This is a genomic window from Methylobacterium sp. CM6247, assembly GCF_054817925.1.
On the sequence record NZ_JBTXKX010000003.1, the window covers coordinates 535997 to 551579 of the forward strand.

Annotated in this window: 18 protein-coding genes; 12 read left to right on the forward strand and 6 right to left on the reverse strand. The window is 66.4% G+C overall.

Annotated features, from left to right (window positions below; all coding sequences use genetic code 11):
• Positions 1-4: 4 nt before the first annotated feature.
• The 3 genes from ACYQOP_RS03365 to ACYQOP_RS03375 form a co-directional block, all read right to left on the reverse strand.
• Positions 5-370 carry a hypothetical protein gene (locus ACYQOP_RS03365; protein ID WP_461221134.1) on the reverse strand — a complete coding sequence of 122 codons (366 nt, stop codon included), beginning with the start codon at positions 368-370 and terminating at the stop codon, positions 5-7.
• 115 nt (positions 371-485) lie between these two features.
• Entirely contained in the window at positions 486-1163 is a 678-nt protein-coding gene (locus ACYQOP_RS03370) for a transglutaminase-like cysteine peptidase (RefSeq protein ID WP_461221135.1), read from the reverse strand.
• Between the two features lie 214 nt (positions 1164-1377).
• Positions 1378-1776 (reverse strand): DUF3775 domain-containing protein, encoded by a 399-nt coding sequence (locus ACYQOP_RS03375; RefSeq protein ID WP_056423558.1) that lies wholly within the window; start codon positions 1774-1776, stop codon positions 1378-1380.
• A 114-nt stretch (positions 1777-1890) separates the two neighbouring features.
• On the opposite strand from ACYQOP_RS03375, the gene ACYQOP_RS03380 reads away from it, so the two are divergent.
• The 3 genes from ACYQOP_RS03380 to ACYQOP_RS03390 all read left to right on the forward strand — a co-directional run bounded on the left by ACYQOP_RS03380 (position 1891) and on the right by ACYQOP_RS03390 (position 4059).
• Complete coding sequence (locus ACYQOP_RS03380) at positions 1891-2643, forward strand: DUF429 domain-containing protein (protein ID WP_461221136.1); 753 nt, start codon at positions 1891-1893, stop codon at positions 2641-2643.
• A 9-nt stretch (positions 2644-2652) separates the two neighbouring features.
• Entirely contained in the window at positions 2653-3243 is a 591-nt protein-coding gene (locus ACYQOP_RS03385) for an NUDIX hydrolase (RefSeq protein ID WP_461221137.1), read from the forward strand.
• Positions 3244-3387: 144 nt separating this feature from the next.
• Positions 3388-4059: a carbonic anhydrase gene (locus ACYQOP_RS03390; RefSeq protein WP_056423555.1), complete on the forward strand. Its 672-nt coding sequence runs from the start codon at positions 3388-3390 to the stop codon at positions 4057-4059.
• Between the two features lie 162 nt (positions 4060-4221).
• Here ACYQOP_RS03390 and ACYQOP_RS03395 read toward each other — a convergent pair whose 3' ends face one another.
• Positions 4222-4923: a DUF4142 domain-containing protein gene (locus ACYQOP_RS03395; protein ID WP_461225176.1), complete on the reverse strand. Its 702-nt coding sequence runs from the start codon at positions 4921-4923 to the stop codon at positions 4222-4224.
• A gap of 364 nt (positions 4924-5287) precedes the next feature.
• Here ACYQOP_RS03395 and ACYQOP_RS03400 point away from each other — a divergent pair, with 364 nt between their 5' ends.
• From ACYQOP_RS03400 to ACYQOP_RS03440, 9 genes are all read left to right on the forward strand, one after another.
• Positions 5288-6148 (forward strand): universal stress protein, encoded by an 861-nt coding sequence (locus ACYQOP_RS03400; RefSeq protein ID WP_461221139.1) that lies wholly within the window; start codon positions 5288-5290, stop codon positions 6146-6148.
• 151 nt (positions 6149-6299) lie between these two features.
• Positions 6300-6920, forward strand: coding sequence for a hypothetical protein (locus ACYQOP_RS03405; RefSeq protein ID WP_461221140.1), 621 nt, complete (start codon positions 6300-6302; stop codon positions 6918-6920).
• Between the two features lie 120 nt (positions 6921-7040).
• Positions 7041-7640: a hypothetical protein gene (locus ACYQOP_RS03410; RefSeq protein WP_461221141.1), complete on the forward strand. Its 600-nt coding sequence runs from the start codon at positions 7041-7043 to the stop codon at positions 7638-7640.
• 109 nt (positions 7641-7749) lie between these two features.
• Entirely contained in the window at positions 7750-8397 is a 648-nt protein-coding gene (locus ACYQOP_RS03415) for a cytochrome b/b6 domain-containing protein (RefSeq protein WP_461221142.1), read from the forward strand.
• Entirely contained in the window at positions 8394-9173 is a 780-nt protein-coding gene (locus ACYQOP_RS03420) for a molybdopterin-dependent oxidoreductase (protein WP_461221143.1), read from the forward strand. Before ACYQOP_RS03415 ends, ACYQOP_RS03420 begins: the two co-directional genes overlap by 4 nt.
• Before the next feature lie 494 nt (positions 9174-9667).
• Positions 9668-9859: a hypothetical protein gene (locus ACYQOP_RS03425; RefSeq protein WP_056423545.1), complete on the forward strand. Its 192-nt coding sequence runs from the start codon at positions 9668-9670 to the stop codon at positions 9857-9859.
• Positions 9860-9916: 57 nt separating this feature from the next.
• Positions 9917-10795, forward strand: a complete 879-nt coding sequence (cysE, locus tag ACYQOP_RS03430; RefSeq protein ID WP_207409942.1) for a serine O-acetyltransferase — start codon at positions 9917-9919, stop codon at positions 10793-10795.
• A 350-nt stretch (positions 10796-11145) separates the two neighbouring features.
• A complete protein-coding gene (locus ACYQOP_RS03435; RefSeq protein ID WP_461221144.1) occupies positions 11146-12537 on the forward strand; it encodes a family 2B encapsulin nanocompartment shell protein in 1392 nt (463 codons plus the stop codon).
• On the forward strand, positions 12524-14578 hold the full coding sequence (locus ACYQOP_RS03440) for a family 2A encapsulin nanocompartment cargo protein cysteine desulfurase (protein ID WP_461221145.1): 2055 nt from the start codon (positions 12524-12526) through the stop codon (positions 14576-14578). The genes ACYQOP_RS03435 and ACYQOP_RS03440 overlap by 14 nt, the downstream gene beginning before the upstream one ends.
• 75 nt (positions 14579-14653) lie before the next feature.
• On the opposite strand, the gene ACYQOP_RS03445 is transcribed toward ACYQOP_RS03440, so the two are convergent.
• Positions 14654-15082, reverse strand: coding sequence for a DUF6691 family protein (locus tag ACYQOP_RS03445; RefSeq protein ID WP_461221147.1), 429 nt, complete (start codon positions 15080-15082; stop codon positions 14654-14656).
• Positions 15082-15498: a YeeE/YedE family protein gene (locus ACYQOP_RS03450; RefSeq protein WP_461221149.1), complete on the reverse strand. Its 417-nt coding sequence runs from the start codon at positions 15496-15498 to the stop codon at positions 15082-15084. The genes ACYQOP_RS03445 and ACYQOP_RS03450 overlap by 1 nt, the downstream gene beginning before the upstream one ends.
• Positions 15499-15583 lie beyond the last annotated feature (85 nt).

The following is a 15583-nucleotide window of genomic DNA, read 5'->3' on the forward strand; positions in this document are numbered from 1 at the left end:
GGGCTCAGAGGGGGCGAGTCGCGCTGGCCTTCTGGAGAAGCCAGCCCTTGGCGCGCTGGATCAGGGCCGGGCGGACCCGCGACACATCCTCGTCGTCCAGCAGGGGAGAGGTGGACAGGGCGGCGAGATACGCCGCTTCACTGCCGCGGCAGGATTTCACGGCGGATTCAGCGGCGAATGTCCGGCTCGTCAGGACGGCTTGCAGGCCGAAATGGCGTTGAAGGCATCCGCGCCAGGACGAATGCAGGGTGGCGACTTCGGAATCCTGAGTTGAGACATGAGGATTCTCGGCCAACGCCTGGGATATGCAGGACAACGGGACCAGGGCAGCCAGCAGGATGACTGCGGACACGCGGCTCAGCTTTGTCATGAGGAGAGTTTCCCGAACCCGGTCACCCTCGCCCATCCAAGCTTAACAAGTCGCTAATTCATCGCCTTTGAAGCGATCCCTCGACGGGATGCTGCCGCATCCGGGACCATGCTCTCTATCTGTTGGCCGTCGTCACCGGCGACGCAGCGCGGCCGAGGGAAACCCAGGCCATGGAGCTCTGGCTTTCGCGCTTGATGAAGGTGTAGCCGGTCTGGCGCCAGGGAAGGACATTGTTGGTCTTGTTGTCGAGGACGAGATCGCCGCGGTCGGTGATCAAGGTCAGGACGGCATGTCCCTCCCCCTTCTCGTCGATGACCACGGTCATCCGCATGGCCCGGCGCGGCAGGCCGGCCTCGGCGAGAAACTTACGCTTCAGAAGCTGAAAATCCTCGCAATCGCCAGCGCCGGATTCCGCGAGGTCCCAGCGGTCGGCGACGCCGAGTTGCTCCATGTCGGTGACGGCGCGGATGGACTTGTTCACGCGGCGGTTCACCGAGACGATGGTGTTCCAGATTCCGGGTGTCAGGGTGATCGTGGCCGGCTCGGCGGCATTGACCGCGCATTCAGCGGTATAAGTCTCGCAGAACGTGACCCAGGCGCTGATGGGGCGGGCTGCGCCGGCGGTCGAGATGGCGCTCGGCACATTGGGGAGAGAGGCCAGCGTCTGAGCGGAAGCGACGTCCGGCACGGCGGCGAGGGACGCGAACGCGACACCCGAAACCAGGCTCAAACGCCCGATCGTCCGCCTAAGGGAGGCGACCGCATCGTGGAACTTCGAAATCGCGATCCGCATGGCCGCCGCTCGTCCCGTTAATCTGCTGTTAACGAAAGTCTCACGGCCACGGGGGAACGGCAATCGGCGGGTTAAGAAAAGGTTAACGCTGTGGATTTCAGGGTATCGTGGCGAAAGCCGGGGGACGTTGCGCGGGCGCCACGAAGGCCCGCACCGACTGCGCGCCGCACACTACCCGGCTGAGCCGTGGCAGAGTGCGGCGGCCGGGGACGCCCTACGCGTCGGGGATGTCCTGGCTGATGCCGAGGGCAGCGAGGCCTTCGTCGAGGAGGTCACCGGCATCGGGCGAGCCCATGATCTCGCGCAGGGCGCCTTCGCCAACGGCTTCGCGTTCGCGGGCGAAGCGGACCGCCTCCCCCCATTCCTCGGCTTCCATGTCGCCACGCCCGACATAGAGAAGAGCCAGGAGGTTGGCCCGTTCGTCGTCGTTGAGGCCGTTGATCATGGAGCGTATCTCCGATTCCGTGGCATCGTCGGCGCTCGACGTGAGGACGTCGGTGGCGCCGTCATCGATCGGGTTGGACCCCGAATCGGGATCGGTCGGTCCTTCCTTCACGTCCAGCGCCCTGACCCGGAGAATGATCTCGGTGACCTTGTCGACGGCGATATCCATGAGACGATCCTGTGATGCGCACCGCCGGCGGCGGCGTTTCCTGGCCGGACGCGACGGCCCTTGTGGGGCGCCGTCCTTGAGCAGCGTCAACCCGCCAGAGCCGCCACGGTTCGCGTGACGCGCTGGATCGCCGGGCTCGATGGCTGCCGAGGCGCCTGGGCGGGCGTCCTCCTCGATCTGGATGATCCCAGCCGCTACCGCGCGATGCGGTTCGCCCGCGTCGCCGACCTCCTCGACGGTCCGGAGGCGCCGGTCTGCATCGGGATCGACGTGCCGATCGGCCTGCCCGACCATATTGAAGGTGGGGGTCGCGTGGCCGACAGCGCAGCCAGGGCCTATCTCGCGGGCGGGAGATCTAGCGTCTTCCCGGTGCCGCCGCGTGCGGCGGTTCATGCCGGCAGCTACGAGGAGGCCAAGGCCCTGTCCCGCGCCGCCAGCACACCGCCCTTCGCGCCCTCCATCCAATGCTGGAACATCACCCGCTACATCCGCGAGGTCGATGACCTTCTTCTCTCGCGACCTGAAGCCCGCCTCGTGATCCACGAGGTTCACCCAGAGGTGGCGTTTCGCCGCCTCAACGGTGACCGGCCCCTCACATCCGCCAAGAAGGGACCCGAGCGGCAGGTGGGGCTGGCGGAACGCCGCGCGCTTTTGCGAAACGCCGGCCTTCCCGCCCCGCTGGTCGATGCGGCGCGACCACGGGGCGTAGGGGCCGACGACCACCTCGACGCCCTCGCCGCTTTGGTGGTGGCCCGCGACATCTTTCTCGGACGCGCCATCCCCCTGCCCGATCCGCCGGGACGCGACCGGCACGGTCTGCCCGTGGTGATCTGGGCTCCCGTTGGTCATGGTCCGATTCCCTGTTAAACCTTGACCATGATTCACCTTCCGACGACCGAAATACCCGGACGCTCCTCAAACGAAGAGACTCTCATTCATGGGTTTCGCAGGGAGGAGATTCTCGCCGCTCCCCTTCGCGACGCGGCACGTGCCCTGGTCTTCGACCCGCGGGACCGGCTGCTCCTGATCGCGTATGAGGCGCAACGGCCGATCGATCCCTCGAAGCCGGAGGATCGAACCTTCTGGTTCATGCCGGGTGGGGGTTTGGAACCCGGCGAAAGCCACGCGGAAGCCTGTCTCCGGGAACTGGGCGAGGAAATCGGGGTTTTCGATGCCGAGATCGGCCCACAGGTTGCCGCCTGTAATGGGCCGTTCTTGCTGTTCCCGCTGCTGCGCGATGCCCGCGAACGCTATTTCGTGGTGCGTCTGCCGAATGACGAAGTCGATACCACACGCCTCGCCGAAACCGAGGACAGCACGGTCCTCGGTACGCGCTGGTGGACGCTCGACGAGTTGGACGCCACCGGCGAACGGATCGAGCCGGCGGGCCTCGCTCGCATCGCCAGACGCATCGCGAACGGTGAGCGGCCCGATCCACCTGTCATGCTGGCTTGGCATAAGGTGTGAACCCGCACCGGGCCATCCACCGGAAGCTGGGCTAGGCCAGGCGTCGGAACCAAGTATGGCACGGGCCGTGGCTGCCAAAGCTACGTGTCGATAACCGGGCCGCTACGGCTGCCCTCAACAACAACGCTCAAGGAAGGCAAACGCATGTTTCCAGAAAAGCTGACCACAGGATACCGGTCGTTCCTCGATGGACGCTTGTCGGACGAGGCCAAACGCTACGCCGCACTGGCCAAAGGCCAGAATCCGGAAGTCCTGCTGATCGGCTGCTGTGACAGCCGCGTTTCGCCGGAAGTCATCTTCGATACCGGACCGGGCGAACTCTTCATCATCCGCAACGTGGCGAACCTCGTTCCCCCCTTCGAGGAGGGCGGCGAGTATCATGGCACATCGGCGGCCATCGAATTCGCCGTACAGGCTCTGGAAGTGAAGCACATCGTCGTGCTGGGCCACGCCACCTGCGGCGGCATCAAGGCCTATGCCAACCCGCCGGGCCCGCTATCCACGAGCGACTTCATCGGCAAATGGGTATCCCTGGTGAAGGGAGCCGAGGAGAAGCTGAAGGTTCAGAAGGGGCCGGATCACCTGACCCGCCTCGAATACGCGACCGTGGCTCAGAGCCTCGAGAATCTGCTGACGTTCCCCTTCGTCCGCGAGCGGGTCGCCGACGGCCGCTTGGCGCTTCATGGCGCACATTTCGGCATCGCTCATGGCGAGCTTCGCCTGCGCAATCCCGAGACGGGGGATTTCGAGCCCGCCGTCGATGGTGGGGGGAAGCCGATGACGCCCGCCTCCCTGATGCATAGCAGCGAAGTCTGAGCAGATTCGCCCCCGTATCTGAATGGATACGGGGGCGGTCGTTTCAGCCAAGTCGATCAGCCAAGTCGATTCACGAAGAAACGCCGGGCCTCGCCAGCCCGGCGTTTCTCGTTGCAAAGGATAGCGCCGCCGCCCCGAAGAACGGCGATGGGTCCCGAGACTTCAGCGAGCGCCGGGAAGACGCTGCACCATCTGGTAATGCTGCTGCAGCACCGGAAGCGCCTGCTCGGCATGGGCGCGAAGCGCAGGGTTCGTGCCGGTCTGGGCATAGGACTGGTACATGCCGATCGACATCTCGTGCGACTTTACCTGGACCTGGCCGTAGAGGCGGTCGAAGCGCGGGCCGGCCGGGGCAGCGGCGAGTTCCGCGAGCATGGCCTGCTGCTCGGGGCTGACCGGGACCATGGTGGTGCCGGCGGTGGTGTCGACGTCGCCGTTGAAAGCCTGGCTACCAGCGGCAGCGCCACGGCTCGCGCCGCTACCGATTCCCTCGACGGCACCGACCGGGCCACCGCTCAGCGTACCGGCGACGACGCCGGTGGCAGCGCCCGTGGCCGCGCCGACTGCACCGCCGGCAATCGCCAGCGGGGCGCCGATCAGACCACCGGGGCCGCCGTTACCGGCAAAGGTGCGCTCGCCGCCGGCCAGGGCCACGTTGGCGGCGCGGTGGTCGCGCACGGCGTCACGGGCGAAACGGATCACCTGAGGGTTGCGGCTCTTCGACAGCGCGATCTGGCTGGACTGAACCTCGAACGCATTGGCCTGCATCGCCTGCAGGCGGAAATCACCGGACATGGTCTGTGCGGCGGCGGGGGTCGCCATGGCGACGGCAATAGCGGAGAACGCAACGTACTTGTTCATGATGAGAACCTCTGGATAGGATCTGAAAACGTCTGGGCGGCGGTCAGGATCGCAGTTATGCAGATCGGCATGACCAACAACGCCACGTTTGGCGGACAACGATACGTCAACCGTTGGGTTCCAAACAAATGTCGTTCCGCATGCGGGCATTCTACTGACGTTCATCATCATAGACCCAAGATGCACACCGTCTTATAGCCAAGCTTTATCGATACATCCGGCACCTACGATGAGCCCCCCACGGCGCGCCATCTTCCCCTACGCCGCAGAAAAAGCGGGGGTTCACGGGGAGGCGGAGTTTTCCCGAACGCGAAACCGCTTTAGCCTGCCGCCCCGACGACGTTGATGTGGATGGAGGCTCCCGGCGATGAAGACCCTGCTCGTTCCGGTGGCGCTCCATGACGCCCTGCCCTCGGTATTCGCCACGACGCTTCTGGTCGGACGTCGATTCGGCAGCTTGATCGAGGGAATTTCCCTGCGGCCGGCGCTCGCCGAATATGTGCCGGTGGACATGGTCGGCGGCATGACATGGCTGCGCGACGAAGAAGCCGACAAGGCCGAGGCCGAGGCCGCCGGGAAGCGCTTCGTCGATTTCCTCGTCGACGCCGGTGTTCCCGTCGCTATCGAGGGTCCGTGCACCCCGGAATTCGTGGCCAGCGCCGGAACACGCTACCGCTGGCGGCCGGACGTACCGGCGGGCGATGCATTCCTCGGCCATCACGCCCGTTTGTTCACCGCCACCGTGGTCGGGCGCCCGGGCACGGGCGACGGCGCGCCGCGCATGACGACGTTCGAAACGGCGTTGTTCGAGAGCGGCCGGCCGATCCTGCTGGCGCCGCCCACTCCTCCGACGAGTGTCGGCGACGCGATCCTCATCGCCTGGAACGGGTCGAGCGAGACCGCCCGGGCGGTGGCCTTCGCCATGCCATTACTGCGGAAGGCGTCCCGCATCCGTATCATCAGCGCGGAGGGCGGCATGGTACCGGGTCCGAGCGCGGAGGATCTGGCCAAGGCGCTCGCCTGCGAGGGAATCTTCGCAGACCACAAGGCCTTCTCCGAGGGTCGGCGCACACCCGGAGAGATCTTTCTCAATGAGGCTCGGGATTTCGGCTGCGATCTTCTGATCAAGGGCGCCTACACGCAGAGCCGCCTGCGCCAGATGATCTTCGGGGGGGCAACCAGCCATGTCCTCGCCCATGCCACCATGCCGATGCTGATGGCGCACTGACAGCATCGGTCGCTCCCTGATAGCGCGCAATTGATTTGTGCGCATACGAACCCGATGCCACCCTGCGCGTTGTCGAAGCGCTTTCCGCCGCAATGGGGGAAGCGTTCGGCCCGGTTCAGAGAACCGGGACGGCTCCACCGCGAGGCATTTCATGACACGACGGATCATCACGGTCGGCACACTGTGCCTCGGCCTCCTCTCGGGCCTGCCGGCAACGACTTCCTCCGTCCTCGCCGATCCCGCGGTGGTTCGCGTACGGGGCACGATCGAGTCCGTCGAGGGCGACCACGTGACGATCAAGCCCCGGATCGGACAATCCGTATCGGTCAAGTTCGCCGATGCGATGAAGGTAGCGGCCGCCAGCAAGGCCGAGATCGGCGACATCAAGCCCGACAGCTATGTCGGCACCGCCGCGACGCCTCAGGCCGACGGGACCCTCAAGGCCCTCGAAGTCGCGGTCTTCGCTCCGAGCATGCGCGGGACCGGCGACGGTCATTATCCGTGGGATCTCGAGAAGGAAAACACGATGACAAACGGCGCAGTGGGCGCGCTCACAGGCACTGCCGGCCGCACGATCACCGTGACCTATAAGGGCGGCGAGAAGACCATCACTGTCCCCGAGGACGTACCGATCGTCGCCCTGAACCCGTCGGACAAGTCCGTCATCAAGGTCGGCGCCCGCGTGGTGGCGATCACCAAGGCGGATGCAACCGGCGCGGTCGTGGCCGACCGGTTGATCGTCGGCGAGAACGGTACCGTCCCGCCGATGTGACCCGCGCCTCGGCGCGACTTTGATCGTCCGGGGCATCGGCGCAGCCCCGGCACCGAGGTGTGATTCCTGCCGCCTGCCTCGGGTACAACGACGCCGAACTCCCACGCCTGAGGGCACGCCATGCTCAAGTCCTTTCTGACGACGCTCACCTTGACGCTCGCCATGACGGCCACCGCCGCGCGGGCCGGTGACATCACGCGCTATCGCGGGACCATCGAGAAGGTCGACGGGGCGGTCGTCACCATCAAGCCGCGCGTCGGGGAGACGCTGACGGTGAGCATGGCGCCGGATGTGAAGGTGCTGGCGGCTTCCACCGGTAGACTCTCCGACATCAAGCCCGATAGTTACATCGGCACGGCGGCGATCCCGCAGCCGGATGGAACGCAGAAGGCGCTGCAGGTCACCGTCTTCGCCTCGTCCCTGCGCGGCACGGCCGACGGCCATTATCCGTGGGATCTCGGCTCCAACTCAACCATGACCAACGGCGCCATCGGAACGATCTCCGGCACCGAGGGTCGTAGCCTGCTGGTCAAGTATCAGGGCGGGGAGAAGAAGGTGACCGTACCGGAAGACGTGCCGGTGACCCAGGTCGATCCGGGCGACAAATCCATCGTCGTCGACGGGGCGAAGGTCGTCGCCTTCACCAAGAAGGGCGCCGATGGAAAGCCCTCCGCCGTGATCCTGATCGTCGGCCGCAACGGGACCGTTCCATCGATGTGACGGCGTTGTGCCCTCCCCTCTCTTTGGGAGACGGTACCGGCGGAGCAAATGGGAGTGGGCGGGGTACGCGAAACGCCGTTCGAGATGCATGTCAAAGGTCGAACACGCGATGTCACCGTCTGCCGCTGGCCACTCGCGCGTTGTGGTGATCCACCCCCTCCTTGTGCGCGTGACACATTGGATCAACGCGATCGCGGTGTTCTGTATGCTGTTCAGCGGGTGGGCGATCTATAATGCCTCTCCGCTCTTCCCCTTCGTATTCCCGAAATGGGCGACGCTCGGCGGATGGCTCGGCGGGGCGCTCGCCTGGCACTTCGCCGCCATGTGGCTGTTCGCCCTGAACGGCCTCATCTACGCGCTCTACGGCCTACTCTCCCGTCACTTCGCGCGTTCGTTCCTGCCGGTGAGCCCGGCGGCGTTCTGGCGCGATGCCACGGCCGCCCTGAAGCTGCGCCTGACCCACCGGATCGGCCAGTACAACGCAGTGCAAAGGCTCGCCTATCTGGTGGCGTTCCTCCTCGGCATCCTGCTCCTCGCCTCGGGGCTCGCCTTATGGAAGCCGGTCCAACTGCAGGGGCTGGCCAATCTCTTCGGCGGCTATGAAGCGGCACGGCGCGTCCATTTCCTCGCCATGTCCGGCCTCGTCGGCTTCATCCTGCTCCATCTCGCACTGGTGATCCTGGTGCCGCGGACCCTCGTGGCAATGATCATCGGCCGCGCCCGTATCCCCGTCGATCCGGTGGAGGCACGCTCATGAGCCGTGATGAGAACGAGGCGAAACGCCTGAGCGGGCTCCGCCGCGAGATCCAGCCGGAACTGGTGAAGCTGGAGCGCCGCCTGTTCCTACGCTCCGGCCTGTCGCTCGGCGCCCTGTCGCTGCTCTCGGGCTGCGACCTCTCCACCGGCGCAAACGGCACGGTGATCGACCGGGCGCTCTGGGCGATGTCGCGGGCCAACGATCGGGTCCAGGCCTGGCTGTTCGATCCGAACACCCTCGCGCCGACCTATCCGGCGAGCATGATCGACACGCCGTTCCGCTTCAACGCCTACTACCCACCCGACAATATACCCGAGATCGACGAGGCGACGTGGAAGCTCGATGTCGGCGGCCTCGTGGCCGACAAGACACCCTGGACTCTACAAAGGCTGCGCGCCCTGCCGCAGGAGAGCCAGATCACCCGGCATATCTGCATTGAGGGCTGGAGCCAGATCGGCCAGTGGAGCGGCGTACCTTTGAGGTATTTTCTCGAACGGGTCGGTGCCGACCTCACTGCGAAGTATGTCGGCTTCAAATGTGCCGACCGCTATTACGGCAGCCTCGACATGCCGAGCGCCCTCCACCCGCAGACCATCCTGGCACTGGATTTCGGCGGTGTGCCGCTGCCCCTCGAATATGGCTATCCCCTCCGCGTGCGCGTGCCGACGAAGCTCGGCTTCAAGAGCCCCAAACACATCGTATCGGTCTTCGCGACCAATGATGATCCCGGCGGCTATTGGGAGGATCAGGGCTACAATTGGTTCAGCGGCATCTGACCCCGGGGCCCGGCGCGCTGGGGCCGGCGGTTGGTCCAGACTTCGTCTCGGGCTCTAAAAGCACAAGCCTGCTCCAGCTTGATGAGGATGGGGGAGGATCTTTCCAGAAGCACCTGGACTTTGAAAATCCCTCTCGTTGACCCGGACGGGTCAGAATAGGCACACTACATCCAAGCCGTAGAGAACATCGTTTCTCCGCGAAATGCTTGCCAGGACTATCGTGTCCGGGCGCTGAGCTTCGATGGGATATCCGTGCCGAGCCACTTCGAGTCGCCCCCCGCCGATATCAACGCCTGTCCGGCAGCGATGAACGTCGCCGCCGCTGCAGAGCGGCCGGCAAGGCGGGCGCCGGACGGAGCGAAACTACGGCAGCGTCGCGGGCGCTGCTAGCGGTCCATAAATCCAGATCCCGTCCCTGCCGCCGCCCCCTCGAGGCCGAGGCCGGCCGGATGACGGTCCTCCCACATAGAAGACGACGCCCGTAGGAGCGAGTGATGGTTCTCGGAGATCAGGTCGTGTTTGCGAGGCTCGATGTCGCCGAAGCACTCGGAATCTGGCGCCATGCCACCGGACGCATCGTCGATGTCTTTCCCGCCGCCGGTGGCGCCCAGGCCGTGGACGTCCACTTCGAAGGCCACGGCCTGCTCGTGGGCTACATCGCGACGCTGTTCCAGCGCGTCGGCTGATCTCTAACTCTTCGATCACGACAGGGCTCGTCCGAGCCCGCCCAGGACGCGAGACATATGACTGCCGGTGCCCAAGCCTCGCGCCGTTCCGGCGATCATCCGAACAGCAACATCCTGCGCCCGCCTCTGCGCAATGTGAGCCGGACCACGGCCGAATCCGACGTCTGGAGCGCCATGCGCGCCGAAGCCGAGGCCGCGCTGATCGAGGAGCCGCTCTATGCCGGGATCATCCAGGCCACGGTCCTCGACCAGCCGAGCCTGATCCATGCCTTCGCCTACAGGCTCGCCCACCGTCTCGGCGACGGTGATCTCGCCCGCCTTTCCACCCGCGACCTCTGCCTCTCGGCTTTCCAGGCCGATCCTTACGCGGGCGACCATGCGGTGCGCGACCTCGTCGCCATCCGCGAGCGCGACCCCACCTGCCGGCGCTACCTCGACCCCTTTCTGTTCTACAAGGGCCTTGCCGCCCTGGAGGGCTACCGCGTCGCCCATTGGCTCTGGCACCAGGGCCGCGTCACCCTCGCGCTGCATATCCAGAGCCGAATCTCCGAGGTGTTCGGAGCCGATATCCACCCGGCCGCGCGAATCGGCTCGGGGGTGTTCATCGACCACGCCACCGGGGTCGTCATCGGCGAGACCACGGTGATCGCCGATGACGTCTCGATCCTGCAATCGGTCACCCTCGGGGGCAACGGCAAGGAAAGCGGCGACCGGCACCCCAAGATCGAACGCGGGGTTCTGCTCAGCGTCGGAGCCAAGGTGCTGGGCAACATCCGCGTCGGCGAAGGCGCGAAGGTCGCCGCCGCTGCTGTGGTGCTGCACGACGTTCCCGCCCACACCACTGTGGCGGGCGTGCCGGCCCGCGTCGTCTCACGGATCGTCACGGCCGAAGATCCCGCACAAAGCATGGATCAGTTCTTCGGCGACGGGATCTAGCGAAACGATTTTTCAGCTCTTGGTTTTCGCCGAACCCCCTCGGGGTGGATTAAAAATCTCTCGATTTGGCGAACGAGAGATCAGCATTGTCATATAAGTCAGCGAATAGAATATCCGATCTATGATACCCAAAAAATATAGAAATTAATTCCGTTGACCCGTTTCTGTAACAAGAGTTAGACACAGCCCATCCCTGCAGCGACGCTTTGTCTGATGCAGCGGATTATGGGCAAGATCAGCCCAAGATCATTCAATGGCGAAAGCGGACGCGCGACTGGTGCGGTTCCGATGCGGTCTTGCCGCGTCGCGGCTGATCGCTGCCTCCTGCCGGAATACGGAGATAAACCCCGATGAGTGGACCCGGTCTGAGCGTGAGCGCCTCGGCGGCACGCAATCTCGCGACGGCGACCGTCACTTCGGTCCAGAACGCGGCCAATACGCCACGCTGGTTCCATCGCCTGCTGCCCTTCGTCGACGTCGCCGGCGGTGTCTACCGGGTCAACCGCCGCGCGGTGGTGCTGGCCAAGCCCGGCCGCATCGAACTCGCCACTGACGGCGGCACCCGCACCGTCCGCCCGGCCTCCCTGCGCAGCGTCCCGCTGTTCAGCCGTCTCGGCGACAACGAGTTGTCGGCCCTCGCCTCCAAGTTCAGCGTCTCCCAGCACAAGGCGGGCGACGTCATCGCCGAGGAGGGCTCTACCGGCCGCAGCCTCACCGTCGTGGCCGAGGGTACGGTCGAGCTGACCCTGTCGGGCCCGTTCAAGAACCGCCTGCGCCAGGGCCTCGCCACCGGTGGCGACTATTTCGGCGACAGCGACCTTGTGAGCGAGAACGCCCCCGCCCCCGCCGTGAAGGCGCTCTCGGCGGTGACGCTCCTCACCCTCGACCGCTCCGCCATCGAGGACGAGGGCATCCGCTCGCGCATCTCCCAGTTCGTGGAAGAGCGTGACCGCCTCAAGGGCCACACCAACAGCGAGGGCGAGCAGGGCATCGAGCTTCTGGCGGTCCATACCGGCGAGCCGCGCCTGCCCACGACCTTCGTCGATTACGAAGTGAACCCGCGCGAGTACCACCTCTCCACGATCCAGACGATCCTCCACACCCATACCCGCGTCACCGATCTCTACTCCAACGAGATCGACCAGCTGCGCGAGCAGATCCGCCTCACGGTCGATGCCGTGAAAGAGCGGGAAGAGTGGGAGCTCTTCAACAATTCCGAGTTCGGCCTCCTCCACGAAGTCAGCCAGCGCCAGCGCATCCCCACCCGTGGCGGCCCGCCCACCCCGGACGATCTCGACGAGTTGCTGACCCTGGTCTGGAAGAAGCCCGCCTTCTTCGTGGCCCACCCTCGCGCCATCGCGGCCTTCGGTCGTGAAGCCACCCGTCGCGGCGTGCCCCCGGTGGTGATCCACCTGTTCGGCTCGCCCTTCCTCACCTGGCGCGGCGTTCCGATCGTGCCGAGCGACAAGCTGCCCATCGACATCGACCCGGTGACCGGCGCCCAGACCACCTCGATCCTGCTGCTCCGCGTCGGCGAAGGCGAACAGGGCGTGGTCGGCCTGCAGAAGTCCGGCGTCACCGGCGAGATCGAGACCGGCCTGTCGGTGCGCTACATGGGCACCAACGACCATTCCATCGCCTCGCACCTCGTGACCCGCTACTTCTCGGCCGCGGTGCTGGTGGAAGACGCCATCGCACGCCTCGATAACGTGCTGCTGGGCAACTACCATGACTACGCCTAACGCGCCGGGCCTCCCCACGGGCAGTCTCCCTACGGGGGTGTTCGGCGACACGGCGCATGCGGATCTCGTCGGGCGCCTCGCCCGCGAGATCTACGGTCAGGGTCAGGCGGCGTCCGCGCCCCTGACCCCCACCCTGCCGCAGACGCCGCAAGCGCCGCAGGCCACCCCACAGCTGCCGCAGGCCCTGGAGAATGCGCCCCAGGGCTTCGGCCACCCGATCGCCCCCCAGGCCTTCGCCCCCAAGGCGGATCTCGGCACGCCGTCGATCCCCTCGGGCTCCGCGCCGTCGGGCCTTCAGCCCGACGCCTCGGCGCTGGCCGCCCGCTCGTTCGGTGCACCTCCGGTCGGCCTTCCCGGCCTAACCGGTCCGGGCTTCGCGCAGCCTTCGGCGTTTCCCTCGGTCCATCCCGAGGCGCAGGCTCCCCGTGGGGGCCTGCCCGAATTCTTCGTGCCGAGCGTCGCCGATGCCGCCGCCTTCCTCCCCGGCGGCCACGATCTCCACGCCACGATCGCCAAGGACCACCCGCGCGCCAATGCCTTCGCGCATGGGTTCGCGCCGTCCCTGGTGCCGGAAGCGCACGTTCATCGGGGCCAGAACGCCTCGCATCAGGACGCCTCGCAGGAGACGGTCTCTCGCGCCGGCCGGACTTCTCCGAATGCAGGTGGGAAGGTGGAGATCGCCGACGAGCCGTTCTCGTCGGGCGAGTACTACTTCCTGACCGACCGCAGCCGGACGGGCAACGCCGCGCCCGCCCCGTCGACTCGCCACAAGCCTCGCCCCGGCCATGCGCCCCATGTCTCGTCACAGGGCTCCAGCCCCGTGGCGGCCCCCTTCGACGTGGAGCGGGTGCGCAAGGACTTCCCGGCCCTGCACCAGAGCATCAACGGGCATCCGCTGGTCTGGCTCGACAATGCGGCCACCACCCACAAGCCGCAGAGCGTCATCGACGCGACGTCCGAGTTCTACGCCCGCCACAACTCGAACATTCACCGGGCCGCGCACACCCTTGCGGCGCGCTCCACGGACCTGTTCGAGGGCGGGCGCGAGAAGGTGCGTCGCTTCATCAACGCCGCCTCGACGGACGAGATCATCTTCCTCCGGGGCACCACGGAAGCGATCAACCTCGTCGCCAACTCCTACGGTCGCGCCAATATCGGCCCGGGCGACGAGATCATCATCTCGACCATCGAGCATCACGCCAACATCGTCCCCTGGCAGCTCCTCACCCAGGCGACAGGGGCGACCCTGCGCGTGATTCCCGTGGACGATCGCGGCGAGATCATCTTCGAGCAGTTCGCGACCCTCCTGTCGGGCCGCACCAAGATCGTCTCGGTCACCCATGTGGCCAACGCTCTGGGCACCATCAACCCGGTCCGTGAGATCATCGCCCTGTCGCATGCCTACGGGGTGCCTGTGCTGGTGGATGCGGCGCAATCATCGCCGCACATCCCCCTGGACGTGCAGGCGCTGGACGCCGACTTCCTCGTCTTCTCCGGGCACAAGGTGTTCGGGCCGACGGGCATCGGCGCCCTCTACGGCAAGCGCGCGCTGCTGGAGGCGATGCCCCCGTGGCAGGGCGGCGGCCACATGATCGAGGACGTCACTTTCTCGAAGACGGTCTACAAGGGCGTTCCCGAGAAGTTCGAGGCGGGCACGCCGGACATCGCGGGAGCGGTCGGGCTCGGCGCGGCTCTGGACTACCTCGAGAGCGTCGGCCTTCCCGGCATCGCGGCCTACGAGCATGACCTGCTCGAATACGCGCAAGCCGGGCTTGCCGAGGTGAAGGGCCTGCGCCTGATCGGAACCGCGCGACAGAAAGCCAGCGTCATGTCCTTCGTCGTCGACGGGCATGACAACGAAGCGGTGGCCAAGCACCTCGACGCCCGCGGCATCGCCGTGCGCTCGGGCCACCATTGCGCCCTGCCGGCCCTGCGCCGCTTCGGCGTCGACCAGTCGGTGCGCGCCTCGCTGGCCTTCTACAACACCCGCGCGGACGTCGACGCCTTCCTGAAGGGGCTCCACAGCCTGCCGCGCCGATAGCGTCGGGATCCGAGAACGCGATGCGACATCATTCGGCCCGGTCGGTTCTCCGACCGGGCCGAATGCATGTGCGTCTCACCTGCCGGATGCCGCAGCGGTGAAGCGGTGGAGCAGCATCCCCACAACCATCGCGGCAACGAACCCAATGACCTGAGGCAGGCCCAGCGTCAGGCCCGCCAGCGCCGGGCCGGGGCAGAGACCGACGAGGCCCCAGCCGATGCCGAACAGAACGGCGCCCGCGATGAGGCTCGCCGTGATCGGGCGGTTGCGGGGAATCTCGAAATGCTGCGCGAGAACGGGTTTGCGCATCCGCGACACGAGCAGGTAGCCGAGCGCCGAGACGGCGACCGCGCCGGCCAGCACGAAGGCGAGGCTCGGATCCCAGGCGCCGACCACGTCGAGGAAGCCGAGAACGCGCGCCGGGTCCATCATGCCCGAGAGCGCGAGGCCGAAACCGAACAGCAGGCCGGCGAGCAGCCCCACCGAGGCGCGCAGGGTTTCCATCACCATCCTCCATGTCGGACGAGGAACACCGTCCCGGCGGCGGCGGCCATGAAGGTCGCCACCGCCGCGATGGAGCGGGGCGACAGCCGGGCGAGGCCGCAGACGCCGTGGCCGCTGGTGCAGCCCCCGCCCAGCCGCGTCCCGTAGCCGACGAGGAGGCCGCCGAGAACGATCAGGCTCCACGGCGCGTCGAGCTGCACGACGGGCCATGCACCGAAGGCGAGGCGATACAGGACCGGGCCGAGGAGCAGGCCGGCGAGAAAGGCCCAACGCCACGGCGTGTCCCGGCTCAACGGCATCATTGCCCCGGCGGTAATGCCGCTGATTCCGGCGATGCGACCGTTGAGGATGAGGAGCAGGGCGGCGGAGGTCCCGATCAGGGCACCACCGGCTAAGGCAGATAGGAAGGTACTCATGCCCGGCCACCGGCCCACCCGGAGGCGATTTGGCGGGAACCTCGCAATCCCGGCCTGGAACGACCGGCGCCGGCCGGTGACGGAT